Raw genomic sequence first — 19,804 nt, 5'->3', positions numbered from 1 at the left:
GACTCGTAGCGTGGGAAGGGCGTTCCGGCCGGGGGCCGGACGGAAGGTGCACTATCCTGGACTTGGGGGTTCAATTCGGTGGACTAGCGTGTGGGTGAAGGAGTCTTCGGTGGACAGTCCCGTCAAGGAGGTGGCCCCGGTGGCGACGCCCGCGGGGGCCTCGGTGCTCGGGGCGGGGGCGGCCCGCTCCGCGGCCGGGCGCCGGCTCGGGCCCGTCGCGCTGGTCGTCGCCGGCGGGCTCTCCGTGCAGTTCGGCTCCGCCGTCGCCGTCCTGCTCATGCCCCGCGCGGGCGCGCTCGGCGTCGTCACCCTGCGGCTCGTGCTCGCCGCCGCCGTCCTGCTGATCGTCTGCCGGCCCAGGGTCCGCGGCTACGGCCGCGCCGACTGGGGGACGGTCGCCGCCTTCGGCACCGCCATGGCCGGCATGAACATCCTCTTCTACCAGGCCGTCGACCGGATCCCCCTGGGCGCCGCCGTGACCCTGGAGGTCCTCGGCCCGCTGGTCCTCTCCGTGGCCGCCTCGCGCCGGCTGATGAACCTCCTCTGGGCGGGGCTCGCCCTCGGCGGCGTCGCCCTCCTCGGGGGCGGCGGCTTCGACCGCCTCGATCCGCTCGGCGCGGCCTTCGCGCTCGCGGCGGGCGCCATGTGGGCCACGTACATCGTCTTCAGCGCGCGCACGGGCCGCCGCTTCCCGCAGGCCGACGGACTCGCGCTCGCCATGGCCTTCGGCGCCGTCCTCAGCCTGCCGTTCGGCATCGCGGAGGCGGGCGACAAGCTCCTCGTGCCGTCGACGATCGGCCTGGGGCTCGCCGTCGCGCTGATGTCCTCGGTCCTCCCGTACACCCTGGAGCTCCTCGCGCTGCGCCGGCTGCCCGCGCCCACCTTCGCGATCCTGATGAGCCTGGAGCCGGCCATCGCCGCGACGGCCGGCTTCCTCGTCCTCGACCAGGCCCTGTCCGGCACCGACGCCCTCGCGATCGCCCTCGTCATCGCGGCGAGCATGGGCGCGGTCCGCACCCAGTCCCGAAGGGCCCGCCGGGAGCCCCGCTAGCGGAACCGGGACCGGTTCCGGCCCCGGTTCCGGCTCCGGCCCTTCTTCCCGGCGGGAGGCCGGGGAGGACGGGTTTCGGGAGGAACGGGGCCCGGCGGGGCGCCTATGATCCGCACATGATCGCCGACCTGCAGTGCGTCGTCCTCGACTGTTCCGCCCCCGATGAACTGGCCTCTTTCTACCGGGCGTTGCTCGGCGGGGACGTAGACCGGCCCGATCCGCGCTGGTCCCTCGGCGAGGACTGGTCCACGCTGCACACCCCCGGAGGCCTCGTCCTCTGCTTCCAGCGCGTCGCCGACCACCGCCCGCCGACGTGGCCGGGTCCGGAGCGCCCCCAGCAGTTCCACCTCGACTTCGGCGTCGCCGACCTGGACACCGCCCAGGAGCAGGTCCTCGCGCAGGGCGCGAGGCTGCTCGACGACGGGGCGGACACCCGGAGCTGGCGGGTGTACGCGGACCCGGCGGGCCATCCGTTCTGCCTGGTCAGGCACTGATCCGTCGGATCCCGGGCGGCTGACCCGATTCCGTCGGTCTTTGGCCGCCCGCCTGTTGAGGGGGTCCGTGCGGGCGTCGATCATGGAGGGGTTGCCACGTCGTACGAGGAGGGGGAGCCGGTCATGGCCCTGGAGATGCGTGAACGGTGCGAGCGTTGTGAGACCGAGGCCCTGGTGCCGGACGGGCCCGCCCGGATCTGTTCGTTCGAGTGCAGTTTCTGCGTTCCGTGCGCCGACGCCATGAACGACGTCTGCCCCAACTGCGGCGGCGAGCTCGTGGCCCGTCCGCGGCGGGTCCGTGGCTAGGGGGCGTGTGGTGCGGAGGGGGAGCCGTGCGCTGGGCGTGGTGTGCGCCGCGGTCCTGCTGGGCGGTTGCTCGTCGTCGGACGCCGAGGACGTGAAGGCGTACTGGCAGGACTACTGCACCAGGCTGGGCACCTGGCAGGAGGCGAGGAACTCCGTGGACGCCTTCCCGAAGAAGCCCGGGAGCGCCGCGGACGGAGGTGCCGGGGCGCTCGCCCCCACCGTGATCTCCGCCGCCCAGGTGCTCGACCGCAAGGGGCACGACGAGGACAGCGCCCGCGTCCTCGACGACACCGTCGCCGCGGTCACGGGCGCGGATCCGGTGGCCGAGGGGCGCGTCGTGTCCTCCTGCGACCGGGCGGGCTTCGAGACCCTCATGAGGTAGGCGCGCCCGGGCGCCCGCCGGAGCGCCGGGATCCGCGTCCGCGGGCGTCCCGGCGCCCGCGCAGGTCGGAGGGGGTGGCGCCGGCGGGGTCCATCAGCGTCGCTGATGATAGTTGATACCTTCGCGAAGGTTTTTATTTCATGGGTCCATGACCGCATCCACCAGCTCCACTCCGGAGCCGGCGACACTGCCGGCTCGTTCCGGGGCCCACCCGGACGGCAGGACCCCCCTCGCTGACGCCGTGCTCGCAGTCGCCCGACGTGACATCGCCACGTTCCACGCGCTGCCGCTCTCGCACGGCCGGTCTATCCGCGACTCCCACATGCGGGAGACCTACGAGGCGCTCTTCGGCGTCGCGCAGCTCGCGGCCGACGTGTCCTACAGCGGCACGATGCTCGACTCCTTCTTCCGGCCACGGGGCCCGCTCCGCGAGGCCCAGCGCCTCGCGGCCCGCAGCTTCGGCGCCGACGCCACCTTCTTCCTCTCGGCCGGCACCAGCACCGCCAACCGGGTCGCCCTGACCGCGCTGACCCAGCCAGGCTCCCGCGTCCTCGCGGACCGCTCCTGCCACCAGTCGGTGCACTTCGCCCTCAACTCGCTCGGCGTCCAGGTCGCGTACGCCCCCATGCAGCGCTGCTGCGACGGCTGCCCCCGGACGTACGCGGACCTGCCCCGGCTCCTGGAGATGTTCCGCGCCGCCGCGGCCGAGGGCCGGCCCTTCGACACCGTCGTCCTCTCCGCCGTCTCCTACGACGGCGTCCGGTACGACCTGCCGACCGTCCTCGCCGAGCTCGCCGCCGTCCACCCCACCGTCTCCGTCCTCGTCGACGAGGCCTGGGGCGCGGCGCACCGCTTCCACCCCAGGCTGCGCCCGCTCACCGCGCTGCACGCCGTCGAGGCGCTCCGCGCCGACAACCCGCGCCTCGCGATGAACGTGGCCGTCACCCACTCCGCGCACAAGTCGATGTCCGCGCTCCGCCAGGGCTCGTACCTGCACCTCATCGGCGACGGAGAGGCCCGGGAGCGCACCGCGCAGGCCCTCTTCCAGCACCACACCACCTCGCCCAGCTGGCCCGTGCTCGCCAGCCTGGACCTGGCCCGGCTCCAGGCCGAGACCGAGGGCGAGTCGCTCCTCGGCCGCTCCCTCGGCCTCGCCCGCACCCTGCGCGTCGAGCTCGCCACGGACCCGAGGCTCTCCGCGTACCGCCCGCTCGGACCCGACGGCCACCTCGCCGACGCCGCGCAGCTCGTCAGTGACGACCCCACCCGGGTCCTCGTCGACATCAGCGCCCTTGGCATCACGGCGGCCGACTTCCGCCGGATGCTCTTCGACGAGTACGCGCTGTACGTGGCCCGGGAGAGCGGCGACGCCGTCCTCTTCCACATCCACATCGGGGTGGACGAGGCGACCCTGCTGCGGCTCCTCGACGCCCTGCGCACCATCCAGCGCACCTACCGGAGCGCCTCCGCGGCCCTGGCCGCGGGCACCTCCGAGCACTTCATCATCGCCTACCCGCCCGGCATCCCCATCACGGTGCCCGGCGAGAAGCTCTGCGAGCGGACGCTCAGTCAGATCGACACCCTGCGCTCCAGCGGCTGCGAGATCTACACGCTGCGGAACCCGACCGTCTCCGCCCGTGAGCTCGCCGTCCGGGCCGCCGCCACCGGCTCCGTGCCGGCCACCGCCGACCACCTGACCGCCGAGCACCTGACCGTCGAGAAGCTCACCACCGAGAAGCTCGCCGGTGCCGCCGCCGCGGTCTCCGCCGCCGGCACCACCGCGGCCACCGTCACGGCCGCCGCGACCGCCGTCGCCACCAGCTGATCCGCCCCTCCGATTCCGAGGAGAGAACCTCCATGATCAAGATCGCGGACATCCGCAAGCACGCCGCCCGCTGGCCCCAGCGCGTCGCCGTCGTCGACGGCGAGACCCGCATGACCTGGGCGAGCTTCGCCGACAAGGTCAGCCGGGTGGCCTGCGCCATCCAGGACCTGCTGCCCGAGACCCGGCCCGCCCGCGCGGTCTTCCTCGCCGAGAACAGCTGGGAGCTGGTGGTCTCCATGGCCGCCGTCAGCTCCCTCGGCATCCCCTGCGTCGGCCTCGACTACACCGCCGGGCCCGTCGCGACGGGCGCCGCGCTGGACCAGCTGGAGCCGACCGTCGTCATCACCTCCAAGGCCCACCGCGGGCTCGTCGAGGAGTGCGGCTGGCCCGGCGGCCGGGACATACTCGACATATCCATCGACAGCGAGCCCGTGGGCCTGCCCGACGGCCAGACCGTCTCGGTCAGCTTCACCGACCTCCTCGTGTCGGCCCCCGGCGAACCGCGGCCGGTGGAGCAGCCCTTCGAGGCCTTCTCCTTCACCTCCGGCACCAGCGGCGTCCCCAAGATGGTCGTCCGGCGCACCTCCTTCGAGGCCCGCCGCTTCGCCGACCTCGTCGACCAGTACGCCTTCGACGAAGAGGACGTCCACCTCGTCACGGTGCCGCTGTACCACGCCTCCGGGCCGGGCTGGGCGCGGATCTTCCTCACCCTGGGCGGCACCGTCGTCCTCGGCCCGCACGACGACGCCGAGGAGCTCATCCGGATCATCCAGGACGAGGGCGTCTCCACCACTCTGATGGTGCCGCCGGTCCTGGCCCGCGTCGTCGCCCACCCGAACTCCGAGCACCTGCACAAGACCTCCCGCCTGCACTTCGTCCTCTCCGGCGGCCGGCACCTCAACCGGTGGGTCGTCAACAACGCCTGGGACCGGCTCGGCCCGGTGCTGCACCTCTACTACGGCACGACCGAGACCGGCGTGAACGTCATGATCGGCCCCGAGGAGCTGCACGTGGCTCCCTGCCGCTCCGGCCGCCCCATGCCCGGCAACACCGTCGTCGTCCTCGACCCCGAGAACAAGCCGCTCCCCAAGGGAAGCCGGGGCCGGGTCGCCATCGCCAGCTACCAGCTGATGGACAGTTACGCGACGAGCGAGCCCGACTTCATGACCCTCGACTACGGCGGCCGTACGCAGCGCTTCCTGCTCACCGGCGACAGCGGGCTCATCGACGAGGCGGGCCGGCTCGAACTCACCGGCCGCAACGACGGCGTGGCCAAGGCCGAGGCGGGCAAGCCGCTCGACGTCAACATCTTCGGTCTCGAAGCCGACCTGATGGACCTGCCCTGCGTCCGCGAGACGGCCGTCCTGCGCACCAGCCTCCCCGGCGCGGGCGAGGTGCTCGTCGTGCCCTTCACCCCGGTCGCCCCCGAGCGCCGGGAGAGCGGCTACCGGGCGGTCAGCGCCGCCTGCGCCCGCCGGGTGCCGTGCCTCCCGGCGTACGTGGTCCCCGTCGACGCCATCCCGTACAGCCCGACCGGCAAGGTCCGGGCCGCCCAGCTCCTGGAGTCGGTCCTGCCGCTGCTCGACATCCGCCCCGCGGAGTCCCGCGATCCGGAGCCGGCCGGGGTCTGACCCGCGACCGTACGGCCCGTCCCGTACGACGCCCCCCGCACGTGGCCGGGTCCCGGAGCCCGTACCCCCTCCTCCGGATCCGGGACCCGGCCGCCCCGCCGTACTCCCCCGCGCACCGCCCTCCCCCGACCCCCCTCAACTCCCATCCGGCTCAGGCCCGACAGGAAGACTCATGAACAGTCAGAACACGTACACGCGAGGCGTCCTCCTCTGCCTCCTGGCCACGGTGTCCTGGGGCGCGATGTTCCCCCTCATGGACTCCACCCTGAAGCACATCGACCCCTTCACCTTCACCGTGATGCGCTACACCATCGCCGGTGCGATGTTCCTGGTCTTCCTCCGGATCCGCGAGGGGAAGGCAGGGCTCCGCCTCAAGGGCGAACGCATCGGCCTGGCCTGGCTGTTCGGCACGGCCGGCTTCGCGGGCTTCCAGTTCCTGGTCTTCTTCGGCCAGGACCTCATCGGCGAGCGGGGCGCCCTGAACGCCTCGATCATGATGGCCACCATGCCCATGATGGGCTTCCTGGTGAACTGGGTGCTGAAGAAGGTCGTTCCGCCGAAGTTCTCGCTCGTCTTCATCGCGATGTCCTTCGTCGGCACCATCCTCGTCGTCTCCGACGGCGACATCGGCTCGCTGATCGCCTCCCCGAAGACGGCCGGCGCCGACGCCCTGCTGCTCTTCGCCGCGCTGTGCTGGGTCGTCTACACCTCGGGCGCGAGCTACTTCCCGACCTGGTCCCCGATCAAGTACACGGCGATCACCACGGTCCTCGGCCTCGCCAGCGCCGCCGTGATCACGGCGGTCATCCTGGCCGCCGGCGGCGTCCCGGTCCCGACGGCCGGTGCCGTGGGCTCGATCCTTCCCCAGCTGGCCTACATGAGCGTCATCGCCGGCTTCGTCGGCGTCCTCGGCTGGAACTTCGGCAACCGCTACCTCGGCCCGCTCAACGGCGTCCTCTTCATGGACGTCGTGCCGATCACGGCCTTCGTGATCTCCGCCCTGACCGGTGTCGTCCCGGCCGGCATGCAGATCGTCGGCGCCTCGCTCACGGCGCTCGCGCTGGTCTTCAACAACCTGTACCTGCGCCGGGTCGCCGCCAAGGCCGCCGCGGCCGCCCCGGCCCCGGTCGTGGCTTCCGGTTCCGGTTCCGGTACGGCCTCCGGTACCGGCTCCGCCTCCGCGCAGGCGCCGGTCGCCTCGGGCAGCAGGTCCTGACCGGCACCGACCCGTCGAACGCGTACGGCGTGGCCTCCCGCATCCGTGGGGGGCCACGCCGTTTTCCGGCTTCTCACGGCGGGCACGCGGCCGATCAGCCGCGCAGCCCTTCGAGGAGGACGGCCCGCAGCTCCTCGTGCCGCTCGGTGAGGTCCTCGCGGCGGCTGAGGACGTCCGAGATGTGCTGCATGCCGAAGAAGGCGGAGACCAGCACGCGGGCCGCCGCGCGCGGTTCCACTCCGGCCCGCAGTTGTCCCGCGTCCCGGGCCTCGGCGATCAGCCGGCTCAGGTACTCCTCCCAGCCGACGTACGGCTCGGGGAGCTCGGCGTCGATGAGGGCCCGCTCGATCTGGAGCCGCGCGCCGGCCTGGACGACGATGTCCCGCGCGAACGCCCGGGTGACCGCGTCGAGGACGGCGACGAGCGTGTCGAACGGCTCCTCGTGGTCGCCCTCGGCGCCCTTGAGGATCTCGGGCCAGCGCGCGTAGTGCTCCTGCACGACCGCGACCGCCAGGGCCTCCTTGTTCGTGTAGTGGAAGTACACCGCCCCCTTGGTCATCTCCGCGCGTTCGGCCACGTCCTGCAGGGTCACGGTCGCGTAGCCGCGCTCGGCGAAGAGCTCGGCCGCCGACTGGAGGATGTGCCCCTTCGTGCGCCGGGCGCGCTCCTGCTTCGGTTCGCTCCGGGGCTTGGTTTCGGCGCTCCGCGGCTTCGGTTCGGTGCCCCGCTGCCTGGGTCCGGCGCTCCCCTGCCCGGCCGCGGTGGTCCGTGGCCCGGGCCCGCTTCGTGGTGTCGCCATGTCCGTCCGCCTCTCTCGTTCCTATGCCTTGCAATATACATTCCCGAAGGTATATTTCTTGCTGCCGAGGGGCCGCCGAGGTCCCTCGTCGCCACGATGCTTCACCTTGAGGGGGATAAGGATGTCCATCGGTGTGCTGCAGACCGTGTTACCCGTCGAGACGCTCACGCCCGTCGACTCCCTGGAGTCGCTCATCCGGGAGGCCAAGGAAGGCCTGAGCTTCGACCGCACGATCTCCCGCCGTTTCGTGCACCGCGCCTCGGTGACGGAGGTCTTCCTCACCGACGCGGTCGTCGCCGGGGCCGACCGCTTCCTGGTCGGTGCGCAACTGCCCCGGAACCACGCGCTGTACCGCCCGGAGACCACCGGGCAGTGCGACTTCATGCTGCTGGTCGAGACCGTACGACAGGCCGGCATCTTCCTGAGCCACCGGTACCACGACGTGCCGCTCGGCCACCACTTCATCTTCAAGGCGCTGTCGCTGCGCATCGGCGACCCGGCCGCCCTCCGGGTCGGCTGCGGACCGCTCGCGGTGGTCCTCGACGTGAAGGTCGTGACGCCCGCCGGCGGACGCAACCCGCGCCGCTTCGACGCCCGCTTCGACATGGTGATCGAGGTCGGCGGCCGGGAGTGCGCCCGCGCCTCCGCCGGGGTCGTCGTGATCGACGGCGTGCGGTACGGGCGGCTCCGACAGCGCGGCCGCGTCGCGGAGACCGCACCCGTGGAGCCCGCGACCTCCGCGCACGGGACGGCCGCGGGCGCCGTCGACGACCGGTACGTCCTGCGCTCCGTACCCGCCGCGGAGGAGCGGAACCGGCCGGCCGGCGCCCGGGAATGGCGGCTGCACGTCGACCCCACGCACCCCGGCTACTTCGAGCACCCCTCGGACCACGTGCCCGGGATGCTGCTCCTGGAGGCCTTCCGGCAGGCCGCCCGAGAGACGACGGGGGGCGCCGCGCTGACCTCGCTGGACGCCGACTTCGCCGTCTTCGGCGAGCTGGCCCGGGCCGTGGCCGTCGAGGCCGCGCCCACGGAGGACGGCCGGGTCCGCCTCGCCGCCACCCAGGGCGGACGCGTCCTCGCCACCGCCGTGGCCCGCTGCGCCTGACGGCACGGCACCACGTGCGGCCGCACGTCCCGCCGCACGTTCAAGGGAAGAACGGACGAGCGTAGAAAGGCAGAAGGATGGAACTCCAGCACTTACGGGCCTTCCGCGAAGTGGCCCGGGAACTCAGCTTCACCCGCGCGGCCCACAACCTGCACTACTCCCAGCCCGCCGTGACCGCGCAGATCAAGGGCCTGGAGGAGGACATGGGGGCCTCGCTCTTCCAGCGGCGCGGCAACCGCTCCGTGGAACTCACGCCGGCCGGCGCGCGCCTGCGCCCGCTGGCGGAGCGGATCCTCGAACTCGTCGAGACGGCGCAGTACGAGATCGCCGACCCCGCGCCCTCCGCGGCGGACCGCCGGACGGTCCGGCCGGCCGGCGTGACCGGCCGCTTCACCGCCGACCGCCTCGTCGACAGAGGGGGCAGAGCATGAGCATCGCCCCGGCCCGGGCCGCGTTCTTCGACGTGGACGAGACCCTGATCACCTGCAAGAGCATGGCCTGTGTCCTCGCCCGGCACTGGGGGCGCGGAGAGGTGGCCGCCCGCAGGCTCGCCGCGGCGCGCGCCTCGCTCCAGCGCCAGATCCGCGAGGGCGTGCCCCGCGAGCAGGTGAACCGCTCCTTCTTCCGCTTCCTCGCCGGCAGCCACCTCGGCGACCTGGAGGCCAGCGGCCGGGAGTGGTACGAGAAGGCCCGCGCCGACGGCCTGTTCCACCGCCCCGTGCACGAGGCCCTGCGCCGCCACCGGGACGCCGGCGACCTGGTCGTCCTCGTCTCCGGAGCCTTCTCCGCCTGCCTCGACCCGCTGGCCCGGGAGGTCGGAGCCGACCTCGTGGTCTGCACCGTGCCCGAGGTGACCTCGGAGGGCCTGCTCACCGGGGAGCTGTCCGGGCCTCCCATGATCGGCGAGGCCAAGGCCGAGGCCGCCCGGCGGATCATGTCGGCCTTCGGCATCGCCGCCGAGGAGTGCTTCGGCTACGCCGACGACGAGAGCGACCTGCCGCTGCTGCGCTCCGTCGGCCACCCCGTCCTGGTCGGCGACGGCCCGATCTCCGCCCCGCCGTCCGAGACGGCGGCCTGGTCCTGGCTGCCGGGCCCGGCGCCGCTGACCCCACCCGCCTCGCCGGCCGGACCCCCGACCGGTCTCCCGGCGGCCGCGCGCCCCGCGCGCACCCCGGCGGCACGGGCGGCCTGAGGCTCCGTACCGGGGCGCGGACCCCTCCGCCGCCGCAGCCCACCACGGAAGCCCCGCCCATGACCCCGGTCCCCACGGAAGCCCCGCCCGCACGAGAGCCCCGCCGCCCCAGGCGACTCCGAGGACCCCGGGTGACTCCGAGGACCCCGGGACGCACGCGCGGCCCGTGGAACTCCGTGGCCCGCGAGACTCCGTGGCCTCCGAAGGTCCGTGCCGGCGGAAGTCCGCGGCTCGCGAAAGCCCGTGGCTCGCGGGACTTCAGGGCTCATGGAACCGCGTGGCCCGCGGAACCGTGCGGCCGTCGGAACTCCTGTCACCCGCGTGCCGTCCGTATCCCCACGCACTCTTGCGCATCCCCCACAGGCGCAAGCCCCACCCGTGCGGCCCCACCCGCGCAAGCTCCGCCGTGCGGCCCCACCCGTGCGGACCCGTTCCGCCCTCGCCCCGGCTCAGCCGCCGCGGGAGCCCGACAGCGCGGGCTCCAGGATGTCCCAGACCTCGCTCACCAGCTCGGCGGGACCCGTCGCGTCCGTCGCCGTCACCACGGCAGGCGCACCGACGAGAAGGGCGACGACGAGCCGGGCCAGCAGGCCGGCCGGATGGGTGGTGCGGACCGAACCCTCCCCCTGGCCCTTGCGGATCAGGCGCTCCACGAGGTCGCAGAGCCTGCCGAGGGGGACGGGGGTGGTGCCCTCGGCGCGGGCGGCGTCCAGGACCAGGCGCAGTCCGGCGGCGAAGGGCAGGTCCCCGTGCACCCTGTGGGCGAGGTCGAGGAGCAGTCTCCGCAGGGTGGGCAGTGCCGCGCCGCTCTCCTCCGCCTCGCCGGCGGCGGTGGCGAGGGCGTCGGTCCAGGCCGACTCGAAGGAGCGGGTCAGTTCACCGGCGAGGTCGGCTTTCGAGGAGAAGTGTCCGTAGAGAGCTCCCTTGGTCAGTCCGGTGCGGGCCGTGATGTCGGCCAGGTTCGTCCCCGCGAATCCGTGCAGGGCGAACTCGGCCGCTGCCGCGCCGAGCACCAGGTCATAGGTCATGCGGGCCCTGTCCTGTTGCCTCACCGGGCGTCCGCCTCCCTTCCGCTGTGGCGGCCCTCCATGTCTCTCATGACGGCCTCTCAGAAAATACCTTCCAGGCAGAATCTTTTTCTACTCGCATCAGTACCACCACTGAACCTCCACTCAAGGAGTACGAGTCATGACTGTCGTCGACGCCCCGGTCTCCCTCGCCGCCGCCTCCGCCCTCTCACCCGCACCTCTCGCCGCCGGCCGGCTCCGGGCCGCCGCCGCGCGGCACGCCGAGGAGGCGGAGCGGACCGGACGGCTCCACCCCGAGGCCGTCGAGGCGATGACCGCCGCCGGCCTCGCCCGGCACTTCGTGCCCCGCCGGTGGGGCGGCAGAGCCGGAGGCTTCGCCGAACTGCTGGACGCGGTCGCCGAGACCGGCACGGCCTGCGCCTCCACCGCCTGGTGCGCGGTACTGCTCGCCGCCCACGGCCGCCTCGCCGCGCACCTGCCGGCCGAGGGGCAGCGCGAGCTGTGGGGCGACTCGCCCGACGTGCGCGTCGCGGCGGCGATCGTGCCCCCCGCCGGCCGGCTCACCCGGGTGCCCGGCGGCTGGACCCTGTCGGGGGAGTGGGCCTTCGCCAGCGGGATCGAGCACGCCGACTGGGTCCTCCTCGCCTCCCTCGACCACTCGGGGGACGGCGCCCCGGCGTACCGGATCCTCGCGGTGCCGTGCGAGCGGGTCGGGATCCGGGAGACCTGGGACGCGGTCGGACTCCGCGCCACCGGCAGCCACAGCGTCACGGCCGACGGGGTCTTCGTGCCGGAGCACCGCACCTTCCTCCGCGAGGACCTGGTGGCCGGCGTCGCCGACGCCGACGCGGCCCCCTGCCACCGGGTGCCGTACCAGCTGGTCGCCGCGCTGCTCTTCGCCGCGCCCGCGCTCGGCGCGGCGCGCGGGGCCGTCGAGGCCTGGACCCTGCTCGTCGGCATGCGCCGCCTGCCCGACGGGCGGCGGCTCACCGACGACCCGACGGTCCAGCAGACCCTGGCCCGCTGCTCCGCCGAGATCGACGCGGCCCGCCTGCTCCTGGAGGCCGCCGCCGCCCGCGCCGACGGTCCGGCTCCGGGTCCGGCCGCCGCCGCCCTCAACCAGCGCGACTCGGCCCTCGCCGTCGACCTCCTCACGGGCGCGGTGGAACGCCTCGTGCGCACCGGCGGCGCCCGCGGCCTCGTCGCGGGCGGCCGTCTGGCGCGCGCCTGGCGCGACATCCACGCGATCGCCGCCCACGCCGCCCTCCAGCCCGCCCCGGCGGCCGCGGCCTACGCGGCGACGGTCTTCCCGCCGGGCGTCTGAGGGGCGTGGTGGGCGGGCGGCGGGGGAGGCCGCGGGGATCGGCCGGGTGCCGAGAGGGTCTATACATGCGATGTATAGATGCTGCGTATAGTCGGGTCGCATGGCACCGTCCTCACCTACCCCCCTCGCTCCCCGCCTCCTCAAGGCGCTGGTCGTCTCGACCCTCGGCGTCGCCGCGTCGCACCTGGTCCTGTCCGACACGCTCTACCTGTCGTTCGCCGGCCAGGCGGCCTCGGCGCTCGGCGCCGGACCCGGGTACTCCGCCGACCAGGCGTTCACCACGGCGCTCGTCAACACGTTCCTGGTCATGCCGCCGGTCCTGTGGATCGGGATGCTCGTCACGGGGGAGCGGCGGGTCGGGCCGATGGTGCTGGTGGGGGAGGCCGCATGGATCACGGCCGTCGGGAACGGCATCGACGCGATCGACGACGCCCCCGGCACCCTCCTCCCCCTCCCCTCCCTCGCCCTGGTCGTCGGCGCCACCGCCCTGGCCTCCCTCGTACGGAGGAGGCCCTAGACCGCCTGGAGCGCGTCCACGACCACCATCCGCCGGACCCGGCGGGCCGGCAGGACCGAGGCCGCGACGCCCGTGAGGACCGTGGCCGCGAGGATGGCGAGGACCGTCAGGGCCGTGCCGCCCGAGGCGGCCAGCGCCTCCAGGGGCGAGACGTGGCCCGCCAGGACGGAGCGGGCCGCCAGCGTCCCGTAGACCAGGCCGAGGACCGTGCCGGCGACCGCCCCGGAGAGCGCGAGCAGCACCGACTCCAGGGTCAGCATCCGGCGCAGCTGCTCGCCCGCCAGGCCGATCGCCCGGAGCATCCCGAACTCGCGGGTGCGCTCCTCCACCGTCAGCACCAGGGTCGCGGCGACGCCGAGCGCGGCGATCGCGATCGAGAAGCCGAGCAGGACGGTGACCACGAGCATCATCCGGTCCAGCATCGAGCGGATCAGGTCGGCGTCGGAGCCGGTGTCCGCGATCCGGATCTCCGGGTGCGCGGCGAGCGCCCGGTCCACCGCCGCCCGGGCCGCCTCGTGACCGGTGTCGCCGGCCGGGTCGAGCAGCACGGTGGAGACGACGGCGGCGCCCGGCGCGAGCCGGTCGAGGGTGGCCCCGGTGACGTACACCGTGGCCTCCGGGTAGAGGGAGACGGGCAGCGCGGCCGCGCCGGACACGGCCGTGAGCCGGGTGCCGGCGATGTTCAGCGAAGGCCGCCCGGTGCCCGCGATCGCCTCGCCGTCCCGGAGCGCGCGGGCCGCGCCGACGCCCTCGGCGGCCGGGTTGAGCCCGGCCGGGTCGGCGGCGGCGACGACCGTCCTCCGGCCGTCGACGGCGAGGGCGGCGGTACGGACCGGGGTGACGGTCAGCCCCGGTTCGGCGTGCAGCGCGGCGATCGCGTCGGCGGGCACCCGGCCGGCGTCCGTGTCGAGGGCGAAGACGGCCGGCATGCGGTCCGCGAGCATGCTGTCCAGACCGCCCCGGGTCGCCCCGATCGCGGTCACGGCGGACACGGCGACGGTCACGCCGACGAGCATCGCGGAGGAAGCGGCGGCGGTCCGGCGCGCGTCGGCCCGCAGCTGCTGCACGGACAGCCTGCCGACCGTCCCGAACGGACGGCGCAGCGCGAGCCCGAGCAGCCCGACCAGTGGCGGCAGCAGATGCCGGGCGTACCGCAGTACGGCGAAGAACGTGAGGATCGCGCCGAGCGTCACGACGAGGAGCGAGAGCGCCGACCCGCCGAACGCCCCGAGGACGAGCAGGCCCGCGCCGGCGACGAGCATCAGCGCGCTGACCGCCTCGCGGACGGCCCGGCTGCCCGGCTCCGGCAGCTTCGCCGCCCCGCTCGCGGCGAGCGCGGCGACCGGCGGCACCGCCGCCGCGGCCCGCGCCGGCCTGCGGACGGCCCACAGGGTGAGCAGCACCCCGAAGGCCCCGGCGAGACCGAACGTCCAGGGACCCGGCACGAGGGAGACCTCGATCGGCCCGAGGTCGGCGAACCCCGCGAGCAGCGCCGTGCCCAGCGCGCAGGCCGCCCCGCCCGCCGCGAGCCCGGCGGCCGAGGCGAGCACGCCGAGCAGCAGGCCCTGACGGCGGATGATCCGGAGGAGCTGGTCGCGGTCGGTGCCGACGCAGCGCAACAGGGCGAGCTGGCGGGCGCGTTGGGCGAGGACGACGGAGAAGGTGTTGGTGACGACCATGCGGGCCACGGCCATCGCGATGAGGACGAAGGAGAGAGCGGCGGTCATGACGACGGCGTACATGGTTCCGCCGCCCTGACGGGCGTGGTCGACGGCACCGGCGTGCGTGTACGCGGCCGCCTTCCCGCCCAGGGCCTTCTTGGCCGCCTTCGCCACGGCGAGCGCGTCCGCGCCCGGCGCGACGGCGAGGTCGAGGTGGGTGGCCCGTACCCCCGTGGCGTACGTCCCCACCTGCGCGTACGGCACGCCGATCGCGGGCTGCGAACCCAGCGCCTGCGACGCGGAGGTGTCGAGCAGACCGGTGAGCCGTACGTCCGCCGTGCCGCCGCCCGCCTTCGTCAGCCGCACGGTCCCGCCGGGCTCCGCGCCGACGCGCCCCGCGCTCTCCCGGTCGAGGACGACCTCGCCGGGGCCCTCGGGCCAGCGCCCGGCGCCGAGGCGCTGCCAGCGCAGAGCGGGGTCGGCGGCGATCGAGGTGACCAGGGCCCGGTCGTCGAGGGGGCGCCCGGAAGGGGCGATCACATGGGCGTGGCCCGCCAGGCGCTCCGCCACCGACGTCACCTCCGGCACCCGGGCGGCGCGCGCCGACGCGTCGGCGGGCAGCGGTCCGTCGCCCGGCACGACCTGCACGGCGGCGTCGCCGACGTCGGCGGCGGCGGACTGCTCGTACGACTGGACGAGTGCGCCCGCGCCGCCGACGGAGAGCACGAGGAACGCCACGCCGACGGCGACGGCCGCACCGGTCAGCACGAGGCGGCGCAGCTGGGCGCGGAAGTCCTTGACGGTGAAGGTGAACAGTGAGGGCGACATGCCCTTCACGCTAGGAGGGGGAACCGGGCGAACTCGGCCCCGTGAGGCAGGATTCGACGTCATCCCGAAGACGCCGCACCCGACTCCCCACGTACCTCTCGGGTATGACCCCCGCCCCCGTTGTGCCCACCCGTCCCGCCCAGCGGGACGATCGCCCGCACGGCGGTGGGCCGGGGCACCGCCCCGCCGGGCACGGGCCCCCACGGACGGGCGGCGGGGCGGCACCCCCCGCCTGCCGCGCGGCGGGTCGAGGTCCGGAAAGTAAAGCAAGCACGCTTGATTGTTTCTGGTCCCGCTGGCATGCTCCTGCGCGAAGGCCCGTGACCGCCCGTCCCCCGAGGGGAGCGCACCGTGTCCGACCCCGTCGTCGTCCTCGACGACCTGCGCGACGAGAGCGATGAACTCGACCGTCTCGTCGGAGAGCCGAGCGAGGAGCGGTGGGCCGCGCCCACCCCCGCCGCCGGCTGGACGATCGCCCACCAGATCGCCCACCTCGCCTGGACCGACCGGGCCGCCCTCCTCGCCGCCACCGACCCCGACGCCTTCGCCGCCGAGACCGAGAAGGCCCTCTCCGCCCCCGACCGCTTCGTCGACGAGGGCGCTGAGGAGGGCGCGAAGCTGCCGCCCGCCGAGCTCCTCGCCCGCTGGCGCACCGGCCGCGAGCGGCTCCAGGAGGCCCTGCGCGCGGCCCCGCCCGGGGCCAGGTTCCCCTGGTACGGGCCGCCGATGAGCGCCTCCGCCATGGCCACCGCCCGGCTGATGGAGACCTGGGCGCACGGCCAGGACGTCGCCGACGCCCTCGGCGTGGTCCGGGCGCCCACGGCGCGGCTCCGGCACGTCGCCTGGATCGGCCACCGGGCCCGCGACTACGCCTTCCTGGTACGGGGGATCCCGGCGCCCGCCGAGCCGTTCCGCGTCGAACTGGAAGCGCCCGACGGCACGTTGTGGACGTACGGCCCCGAGGAGGCAGCCCAGGGGGTCACCGGCCCCGCCCTCGACTTCTGCCTGCTCGTCACCCAGCGCCTCCACCGCGACGACACCGCCCTGGTCGCCGTCGGCGAGGACGCCGAGCGGTGGCTCGGCATCGCCCAGGCCTTCGCCGGCCCGGCGGGCGGCGGCCGCGCCGCGAAGGGGTCCGCATGAGGGACGTCCTCCGCGTCGGGAACGCCTCCGGCTTCTACGGCGACCGCTTCGACGCCGTCCGGGAGATGCTCACGGGCGGTGAACTCGACGTCCTCACCGGCGACTACCTCGCCGAACTGACCATGCTCATCCTCGGCCGCGACCAGCTCAAGGACCCGTCCGCCGGCTACGCGAAGACCTTCCTGCGCCAGATGGAGGAGGGCCTCGGGCTCGCCCACGAGCGCGGGGTCCGGATCGTCGCCAACGCGGGCGGCCTCAACCCGGCCGGCCTCGCCGACGCCCTGCGCGCCCTCGCCGCGAAGCTCGGTCTGCCGACCCGGATCGCCCACGTCGAGGGCGACCGGCTGCCCGCCCGCGACGGCGCCCTCGCCGCCAACGCCTACCTCGGCGGCGCCGGCATCGCCGCCTGCCTGGCCGCCGGTGCCGACGTCGTCGTCACCGGCCGCGTCACCGACGCGGCCCTCGTCACCGGGCCCGCGCAGTGGCACTTCGGCTGGGGCCCGGAGGCGTACGACGAGCTGGCGGGCGCGGTCGTCGCCGGGCACGTCCTGGAGTGCGGCACCCAGGCCACCGGCGGAAACTACGCCTTCTTCCGGGGCCACGACGTGCGCCGCCCCGGCTTCCCGGTCGCCGAACTCCACGCCGACGGCAGCGCGGTCATCACCAAGCACCCCGGCACCGGCGGCCTCGTCGACACCGGCACGGTCACCGCCCAGCTCCTCTACGAGACGGCCGGCGCCCGCTACCCCGGCCCCGACGTGACGGCCCGCCTCGACACCGTGAGGCTCACCCAGGAGGGCCCCGACCGGGTCCGGATCACGGGCGTACGGGGAGAGGCCCCGCCCCCGACGCTCAAGGTCGGGCTCAGCAGGCTCGGCGGCTTCCGCAACGAGGTCGTCTTCGTCCTCACCGGCCTCGACATCGAGGCCAAGGCGGCCCTCCTCGAGGAGCAGATCACCGACGCGCTCGCCAGGTCGGCGCCCGCCGAGGTCCGCTGGGAACTGGCCCGCACCGACCGCCCCGACGCCCCCACCGAGGAGACCGCGAGCGCCCTGCTCCGCCTCGTCGTCCGCGACCGGGACGCCGACAGGGTCGGCCGCGCCGTCACCGGCGCCGCCGTCGAACTGGCCCTCGCGAGCTACCCCGGCTTCCACGTCACCGCCCCACCCGGGAAGGGCGCCCCCTACGGGGTCTTCGAGTCCGCGTACGTGCCGGCCGCCGAGGTCCCGCACACGGCCGTGCTCCCCGACGGGACCCGCCGGGAGGTCCCCGTGCCCCCGAGGACCCGCGAGCCGGCACCCGTACCCGACCCGGACCTTCCGCCGCCCCTCCCCGGGGGCCCCACCCGGAGGGCGCCCCTCGGCCGGATCGCGGGGGCCCGCAGCGGCGACAAGGGCGGCGACGCGAACGTCGGCGTCTGGGTCCGCACGGACGAGGAGTGGCGCTGGCTCGCCCACGCCCTCACGGTGGGGAAGTTCAAAGAACTCCTGCCCGAGACCGCCGACCTGACCGTCGTCCGGCACCTCCTCCCGAACCTCCGCGCCCTCAACTTCACCGTCGCCGGGATCCTCGGCGAGGGCGTCGCCTCCCAGGCCCGCTTCGACCCGCAGGCCAAGGCCCTCGGCGAATGGCTCCGCTCCCGCCACCTCGACGTTCCGGAGGAACTGCCGGTGGACCGACTGGAGGAACAACAGTGACCGTCCTCGCCTCCGCCCTCGACACCGGCGGACCGGAGTACGCGGCCCACCGCGCCGCCATGCTCGACAAGCTCGCCGCCCTCGACGCCGAGCACGCCAAGGCCCTCGCCGGGGGCGGCGAGAAGTACACCGCCCGCCACAAGAAGCGCGGCAAGCTCCTCGCCCGCGAGCGGATCGAGCTGCTCGTCGACCCCGACAGCCCCTTCCTGGAGCTGTCACCGCTCGCCGCCTGGGGCAGCGACCACACCGTGGGCGCCTCGCTCGTCACCGGCATCGGGGTCGTCGAGGGCGTGGAGTGCCTGATCACCGCCAACGACCCGACCGTGCGCGGCGGCGCCTCCAACCCGTGGACGCTGAAGAAGGCCCTGCGGGCCAACGAGATCGCGTACGCCAACCGGCTGCCCGTCGTCTCGCTCGTCGAGTCCGGCGGCGCCGACCTGCCCTCCCAGAAGGAGATCTTCATCCCGGGCGGGGCGCTCTTCCGCGACCTCACCCGCCTCTCCGCCGCCGGCATCCCGACCGTCGCCGTCGTCTTCGGGAACTCGACGGCGGGCGGCGCGTACGTCCCCGGCATGTCCGACCACGCCGTGATGATCAGGGAGCGGTCGAAGGTGTTCCTCGGCGGGCCGCCGCTGGTGAAGATGGCGACGGGCGAGGAGAGCGACGACGAGTCCCTCGGCGGCGCCGAGATGCACGCGCGCACGAGCGGCCTGGCCGACCACTACGCCGTCGACGAGGCCGACGCGATCCACCAGGCCCGCCGGATCGTCGCCCGCCTCAACCACCGCAAGGCCCACGGGGACCCCGGACCGTCCGCACCCCCGAAGCACGACCCGGAGGAGCTGCTCGGGATCGTCCCCGGGGACCTCAAGACGCCGTTCGACCCGCGCGAGGTGATCGCCCGGATCGTCGACGGCTCGGACTTCGACGAGTTCAAGCCGCTGTACGGGACCTCGCTGGCCACCGGCTGGGCGCGGCTGCACGGCTACCCGGTGGGCATCCTCGCCAACGCGCAGGGCGTCCTCTTCTCCGCCGAGTCGCAGAAGGCCGCCCAGTTCATCCAGCTCGCCAACCAGCGCGACATCCCGCTCGTCTTCCTCCACAACACCACCGGCTACATGGTCGGCAAGGAGTACGAGCAGGGCGGCATCATCAAGCACGGCGCCATGATGATCAACGCCGTGGCGAACTCGAAGGTCCCCCATCTCTCCGTCCTCATGGGGGCTTCGTACGGCGCCGGGCACTACGGCATGTGCGGCCGGGCCTACGACCCGCGCTTCCTCTTCGCCTGGCCGAGCGCGAAGTCCGCCGTCATGGGCCCGCAGCAGCTCGCCGGGGTCCTCTCGATCGTGGCGCGCGCGAGCGCCGCCGCGAAGGGACAGCCGTACGACGACGAGGCCGACGCCGGACTGCGCGCCCTCGTCGAGGCGCAGATCGAGTCCGAGTCGCTGCCGATGTTCCTCTCCGGCCGGCTCTACGACGACGGGGTCATCGACCCCCGCGACACCCGCACGGTCCTCGGGCTGTGCCTCTCCGCGATCCACACGGCACCGGTCGAGGGCGCGCGCGGCGGCTTCGGCGTCTTCCGAATGTGAGGCACTG

18 protein-coding genes are annotated in these 19,804 nt (G+C 74.3%); 15 read left to right on the top strand and 3 right to left on the bottom strand.

Going from position 1 to position 19,804, the window contains the following annotated elements:
- Positions 1–139: 139 nt before the first annotated feature.
- The 7 genes from ACFYUZ_RS09695 to ACFYUZ_RS09665 all read left to right on the top strand — a co-directional run bounded on the left by ACFYUZ_RS09695 (position 140) and on the right by ACFYUZ_RS09665 (position 6,905).
- Entirely contained in the window at positions 140–1,051 is a 912-nt protein-coding gene (locus tag ACFYUZ_RS09695; RefSeq protein WP_389307761.1) for a DMT family transporter, read from the top strand.
- 116 nt (positions 1,052–1,167) lie between these two features.
- Positions 1,168–1,545: a VOC family protein gene (locus ACFYUZ_RS09690; protein ID WP_389307340.1), complete on the top strand. Its 378-nt coding sequence runs from the start codon at positions 1,168–1,170 to the stop codon at positions 1,543–1,545.
- 123 nt (positions 1,546–1,668) lie between these two features.
- Positions 1,669–1,851 (top strand): DUF1272 domain-containing protein, encoded by a 183-nt coding sequence (locus tag ACFYUZ_RS09685; RefSeq protein WP_030693603.1) that lies wholly within the window; start codon positions 1,669–1,671, stop codon positions 1,849–1,851.
- Positions 1,852–1,888: 37 nt separating this feature from the next.
- Positions 1,889–2,233, top strand: coding sequence for a hypothetical protein (locus tag ACFYUZ_RS09680; RefSeq protein ID WP_389307338.1), 345 nt, complete (start codon positions 1,889–1,891; stop codon positions 2,231–2,233).
- Positions 2,234–2,381: 148 nt separating this feature from the next.
- The gene (locus ACFYUZ_RS09675; RefSeq protein WP_389307336.1) at positions 2,382–4,058 is read left to right on the top strand and encodes an arginine decarboxylase; all 1,677 of its coding nucleotides are present in this window, start codon (positions 2,382–2,384) and stop codon (positions 4,056–4,058) included.
- 32 nt (positions 4,059–4,090) lie between these two features.
- Positions 4,091–5,689, top strand: a complete 1,599-nt coding sequence (locus tag ACFYUZ_RS09670; protein WP_389307335.1) for a class I adenylate-forming enzyme family protein — start codon at positions 4,091–4,093, stop codon at positions 5,687–5,689.
- A gap of 172 nt (positions 5,690–5,861) precedes the next feature.
- Positions 5,862–6,905 carry a DMT family transporter gene (locus tag ACFYUZ_RS09665; RefSeq protein WP_389307334.1) on the top strand — a complete coding sequence of 348 codons (1,044 nt, stop codon included), beginning with the start codon at positions 5,862–5,864 and terminating at the stop codon, positions 6,903–6,905.
- Between the two features lie 94 nt (positions 6,906–6,999).
- On the opposite strand, the gene ACFYUZ_RS09660 is transcribed toward ACFYUZ_RS09665, so the two are convergent.
- On the bottom strand, positions 7,000–7,704 hold the full coding sequence (locus tag ACFYUZ_RS09660) for a ScbR family autoregulator-binding transcription factor (protein ID WP_389307333.1): 705 nt from the start codon (positions 7,702–7,704) through the stop codon (positions 7,000–7,002).
- A gap of 121 nt (positions 7,705–7,825) precedes the next feature.
- On the opposite strand from ACFYUZ_RS09660, the gene ACFYUZ_RS09655 reads away from it, so the two are divergent.
- From ACFYUZ_RS09655 to ACFYUZ_RS09645, 3 genes are all read left to right on the top strand, one after another.
- Entirely contained in the window at positions 7,826–8,812 is a 987-nt protein-coding gene (locus ACFYUZ_RS09655; RefSeq protein WP_389307332.1) for a ScbA/BarX family gamma-butyrolactone biosynthesis protein, read from the top strand.
- Positions 8,813–8,889: 77 nt separating this feature from the next.
- Positions 8,890–9,243 (top strand): LysR family transcriptional regulator, encoded by a 354-nt coding sequence (locus tag ACFYUZ_RS09650; protein ID WP_389307331.1) that lies wholly within the window; start codon positions 8,890–8,892, stop codon positions 9,241–9,243.
- Entirely contained in the window at positions 9,240–10,004 is a 765-nt protein-coding gene (locus ACFYUZ_RS09645; RefSeq protein WP_389307330.1) for an HAD family hydrolase, read from the top strand. The genes ACFYUZ_RS09650 and ACFYUZ_RS09645 overlap by 4 nt, the downstream gene beginning before the upstream one ends.
- Before the next feature lie 449 nt (positions 10,005–10,453).
- On the opposite strand, the gene ACFYUZ_RS09640 is transcribed toward ACFYUZ_RS09645, so the two are convergent.
- A complete protein-coding gene (locus tag ACFYUZ_RS09640; RefSeq protein WP_389307329.1) occupies positions 10,454–11,032 on the bottom strand; it encodes a TetR family transcriptional regulator in 579 nt (192 codons plus the stop codon).
- A gap of 160 nt (positions 11,033–11,192) precedes the next feature.
- Here ACFYUZ_RS09640 and ACFYUZ_RS09635 point away from each other — a divergent pair, with 160 nt between their 5' ends.
- Positions 11,193–12,356, top strand: coding sequence for an acyl-CoA dehydrogenase family protein (locus ACFYUZ_RS09635; RefSeq protein ID WP_389307327.1), 1,164 nt, complete (start codon positions 11,193–11,195; stop codon positions 12,354–12,356).
- Between the two features lie 100 nt (positions 12,357–12,456).
- On the top strand, positions 12,457–12,873 hold the full coding sequence (locus ACFYUZ_RS09630; protein WP_389307326.1) for a hypothetical protein: 417 nt from the start codon (positions 12,457–12,459) through the stop codon (positions 12,871–12,873).
- Here ACFYUZ_RS09630 and ACFYUZ_RS09625 read toward each other — a convergent pair.
- Positions 12,870–15,362, bottom strand: a complete 2,493-nt coding sequence (locus tag ACFYUZ_RS09625; RefSeq protein ID WP_389307324.1) for an FtsX-like permease family protein — start codon at positions 15,360–15,362, stop codon at positions 12,870–12,872. The genes ACFYUZ_RS09630 and ACFYUZ_RS09625 overlap by 4 nt on opposite strands.
- 351 nt (positions 15,363–15,713) lie before the next feature.
- On the opposite strand from ACFYUZ_RS09625, the gene ACFYUZ_RS09620 reads away from it, so the two are divergent.
- From ACFYUZ_RS09620 to ACFYUZ_RS09610, 3 genes are read left to right on the top strand one after another with little or no spacing between them, the layout of a single operon-like run.
- The gene (locus ACFYUZ_RS09620; protein ID WP_389307323.1) at positions 15,714–16,505 is read left to right on the top strand and encodes a TIGR03084 family metal-binding protein; all 792 of its coding nucleotides are present in this window, start codon (positions 15,714–15,716) and stop codon (positions 16,503–16,505) included.
- Positions 16,502–18,202 (top strand): acyclic terpene utilization AtuA family protein, encoded by a 1,701-nt coding sequence (locus tag ACFYUZ_RS09615; RefSeq protein WP_389307321.1) that lies wholly within the window; start codon positions 16,502–16,504, stop codon positions 18,200–18,202. Before ACFYUZ_RS09620 ends, ACFYUZ_RS09615 begins: the two co-directional genes overlap by 4 nt.
- Positions 18,199–19,797, top strand: coding sequence for an acyl-CoA carboxylase subunit beta (locus tag ACFYUZ_RS09610; RefSeq protein ID WP_389307320.1), 1,599 nt, complete (start codon positions 18,199–18,201; stop codon positions 19,795–19,797). Before ACFYUZ_RS09615 ends, ACFYUZ_RS09610 begins: the two co-directional genes overlap by 4 nt.
- Positions 19,798–19,804: the final 7 nt, after the last annotated feature.

Origin of the sequence: Streptomyces sp. NPDC004266 (genome assembly GCF_042874095.1) — a bacterium.
Classification (GTDB): domain Bacteria; phylum Actinomycetota; class Actinomycetes; order Streptomycetales; family Streptomycetaceae; genus Streptomyces.
This window is presented reverse-complemented; position numbering and strand designations above follow the sequence as displayed.

Bases quoted from the DNA above. Each gene is read 5' to 3' on its own strand.
- ACFYUZ_RS09690 (WP_389307340.1), top strand. From the start codon at position 1,168: ATGATCGCCGACCTGCAGTGCGTCGTCCTCGACTGTTCCGCCCCCGAT.
- ACFYUZ_RS09685 (WP_030693603.1), top strand. From the start codon at position 1,669: ATGGCCCTGGAGATGCGTGAACGGTGCGAGCGTTGTGAGACCGAGGCC.
- ACFYUZ_RS09675 (WP_389307336.1), top strand. From the start codon at position 2,382: ATGACCGCATCCACCAGCTCCACTCCGGAGCCGGCGACACTGCCGGCT.
- ACFYUZ_RS09670 (WP_389307335.1), top strand. From the start codon at position 4,091: ATGATCAAGATCGCGGACATCCGCAAGCACGCCGCCCGCTGGCCCCAG.
- ACFYUZ_RS09665 (WP_389307334.1), top strand. From the start codon at position 5,862: ATGAACAGTCAGAACACGTACACGCGAGGCGTCCTCCTCTGCCTCCTG.
- ACFYUZ_RS09660 (WP_389307333.1), bottom strand. From the start codon at position 7,704: ATGGCGACACCACGAAGCGGGCCCGGGCCACGGACCACCGCGGCCGGG.
- ACFYUZ_RS09655 (WP_389307332.1), top strand. From the start codon at position 7,826: ATGTCCATCGGTGTGCTGCAGACCGTGTTACCCGTCGAGACGCTCACG.
- ACFYUZ_RS09650 (WP_389307331.1), top strand. From the start codon at position 8,890: ATGGAACTCCAGCACTTACGGGCCTTCCGCGAAGTGGCCCGGGAACTC.
- ACFYUZ_RS09645 (WP_389307330.1), top strand. From the start codon at position 9,240: ATGAGCATCGCCCCGGCCCGGGCCGCGTTCTTCGACGTGGACGAGACC.
- ACFYUZ_RS09640 (WP_389307329.1), bottom strand. From the start codon at position 11,032: ATGACCTATGACCTGGTGCTCGGCGCGGCAGCGGCCGAGTTCGCCCTG.
- ACFYUZ_RS09635 (WP_389307327.1), top strand. From the start codon at position 11,193: ATGACTGTCGTCGACGCCCCGGTCTCCCTCGCCGCCGCCTCCGCCCTC.
- ACFYUZ_RS09630 (WP_389307326.1), top strand. From the start codon at position 12,457: ATGGCACCGTCCTCACCTACCCCCCTCGCTCCCCGCCTCCTCAAGGCG.
- ACFYUZ_RS09625 (WP_389307324.1), bottom strand. From the start codon at position 15,362: ATGTCGCCCTCACTGTTCACCTTCACCGTCAAGGACTTCCGCGCCCAG.
- ACFYUZ_RS09615 (WP_389307321.1), top strand. From the start codon at position 16,502: ATGAGGGACGTCCTCCGCGTCGGGAACGCCTCCGGCTTCTACGGCGAC.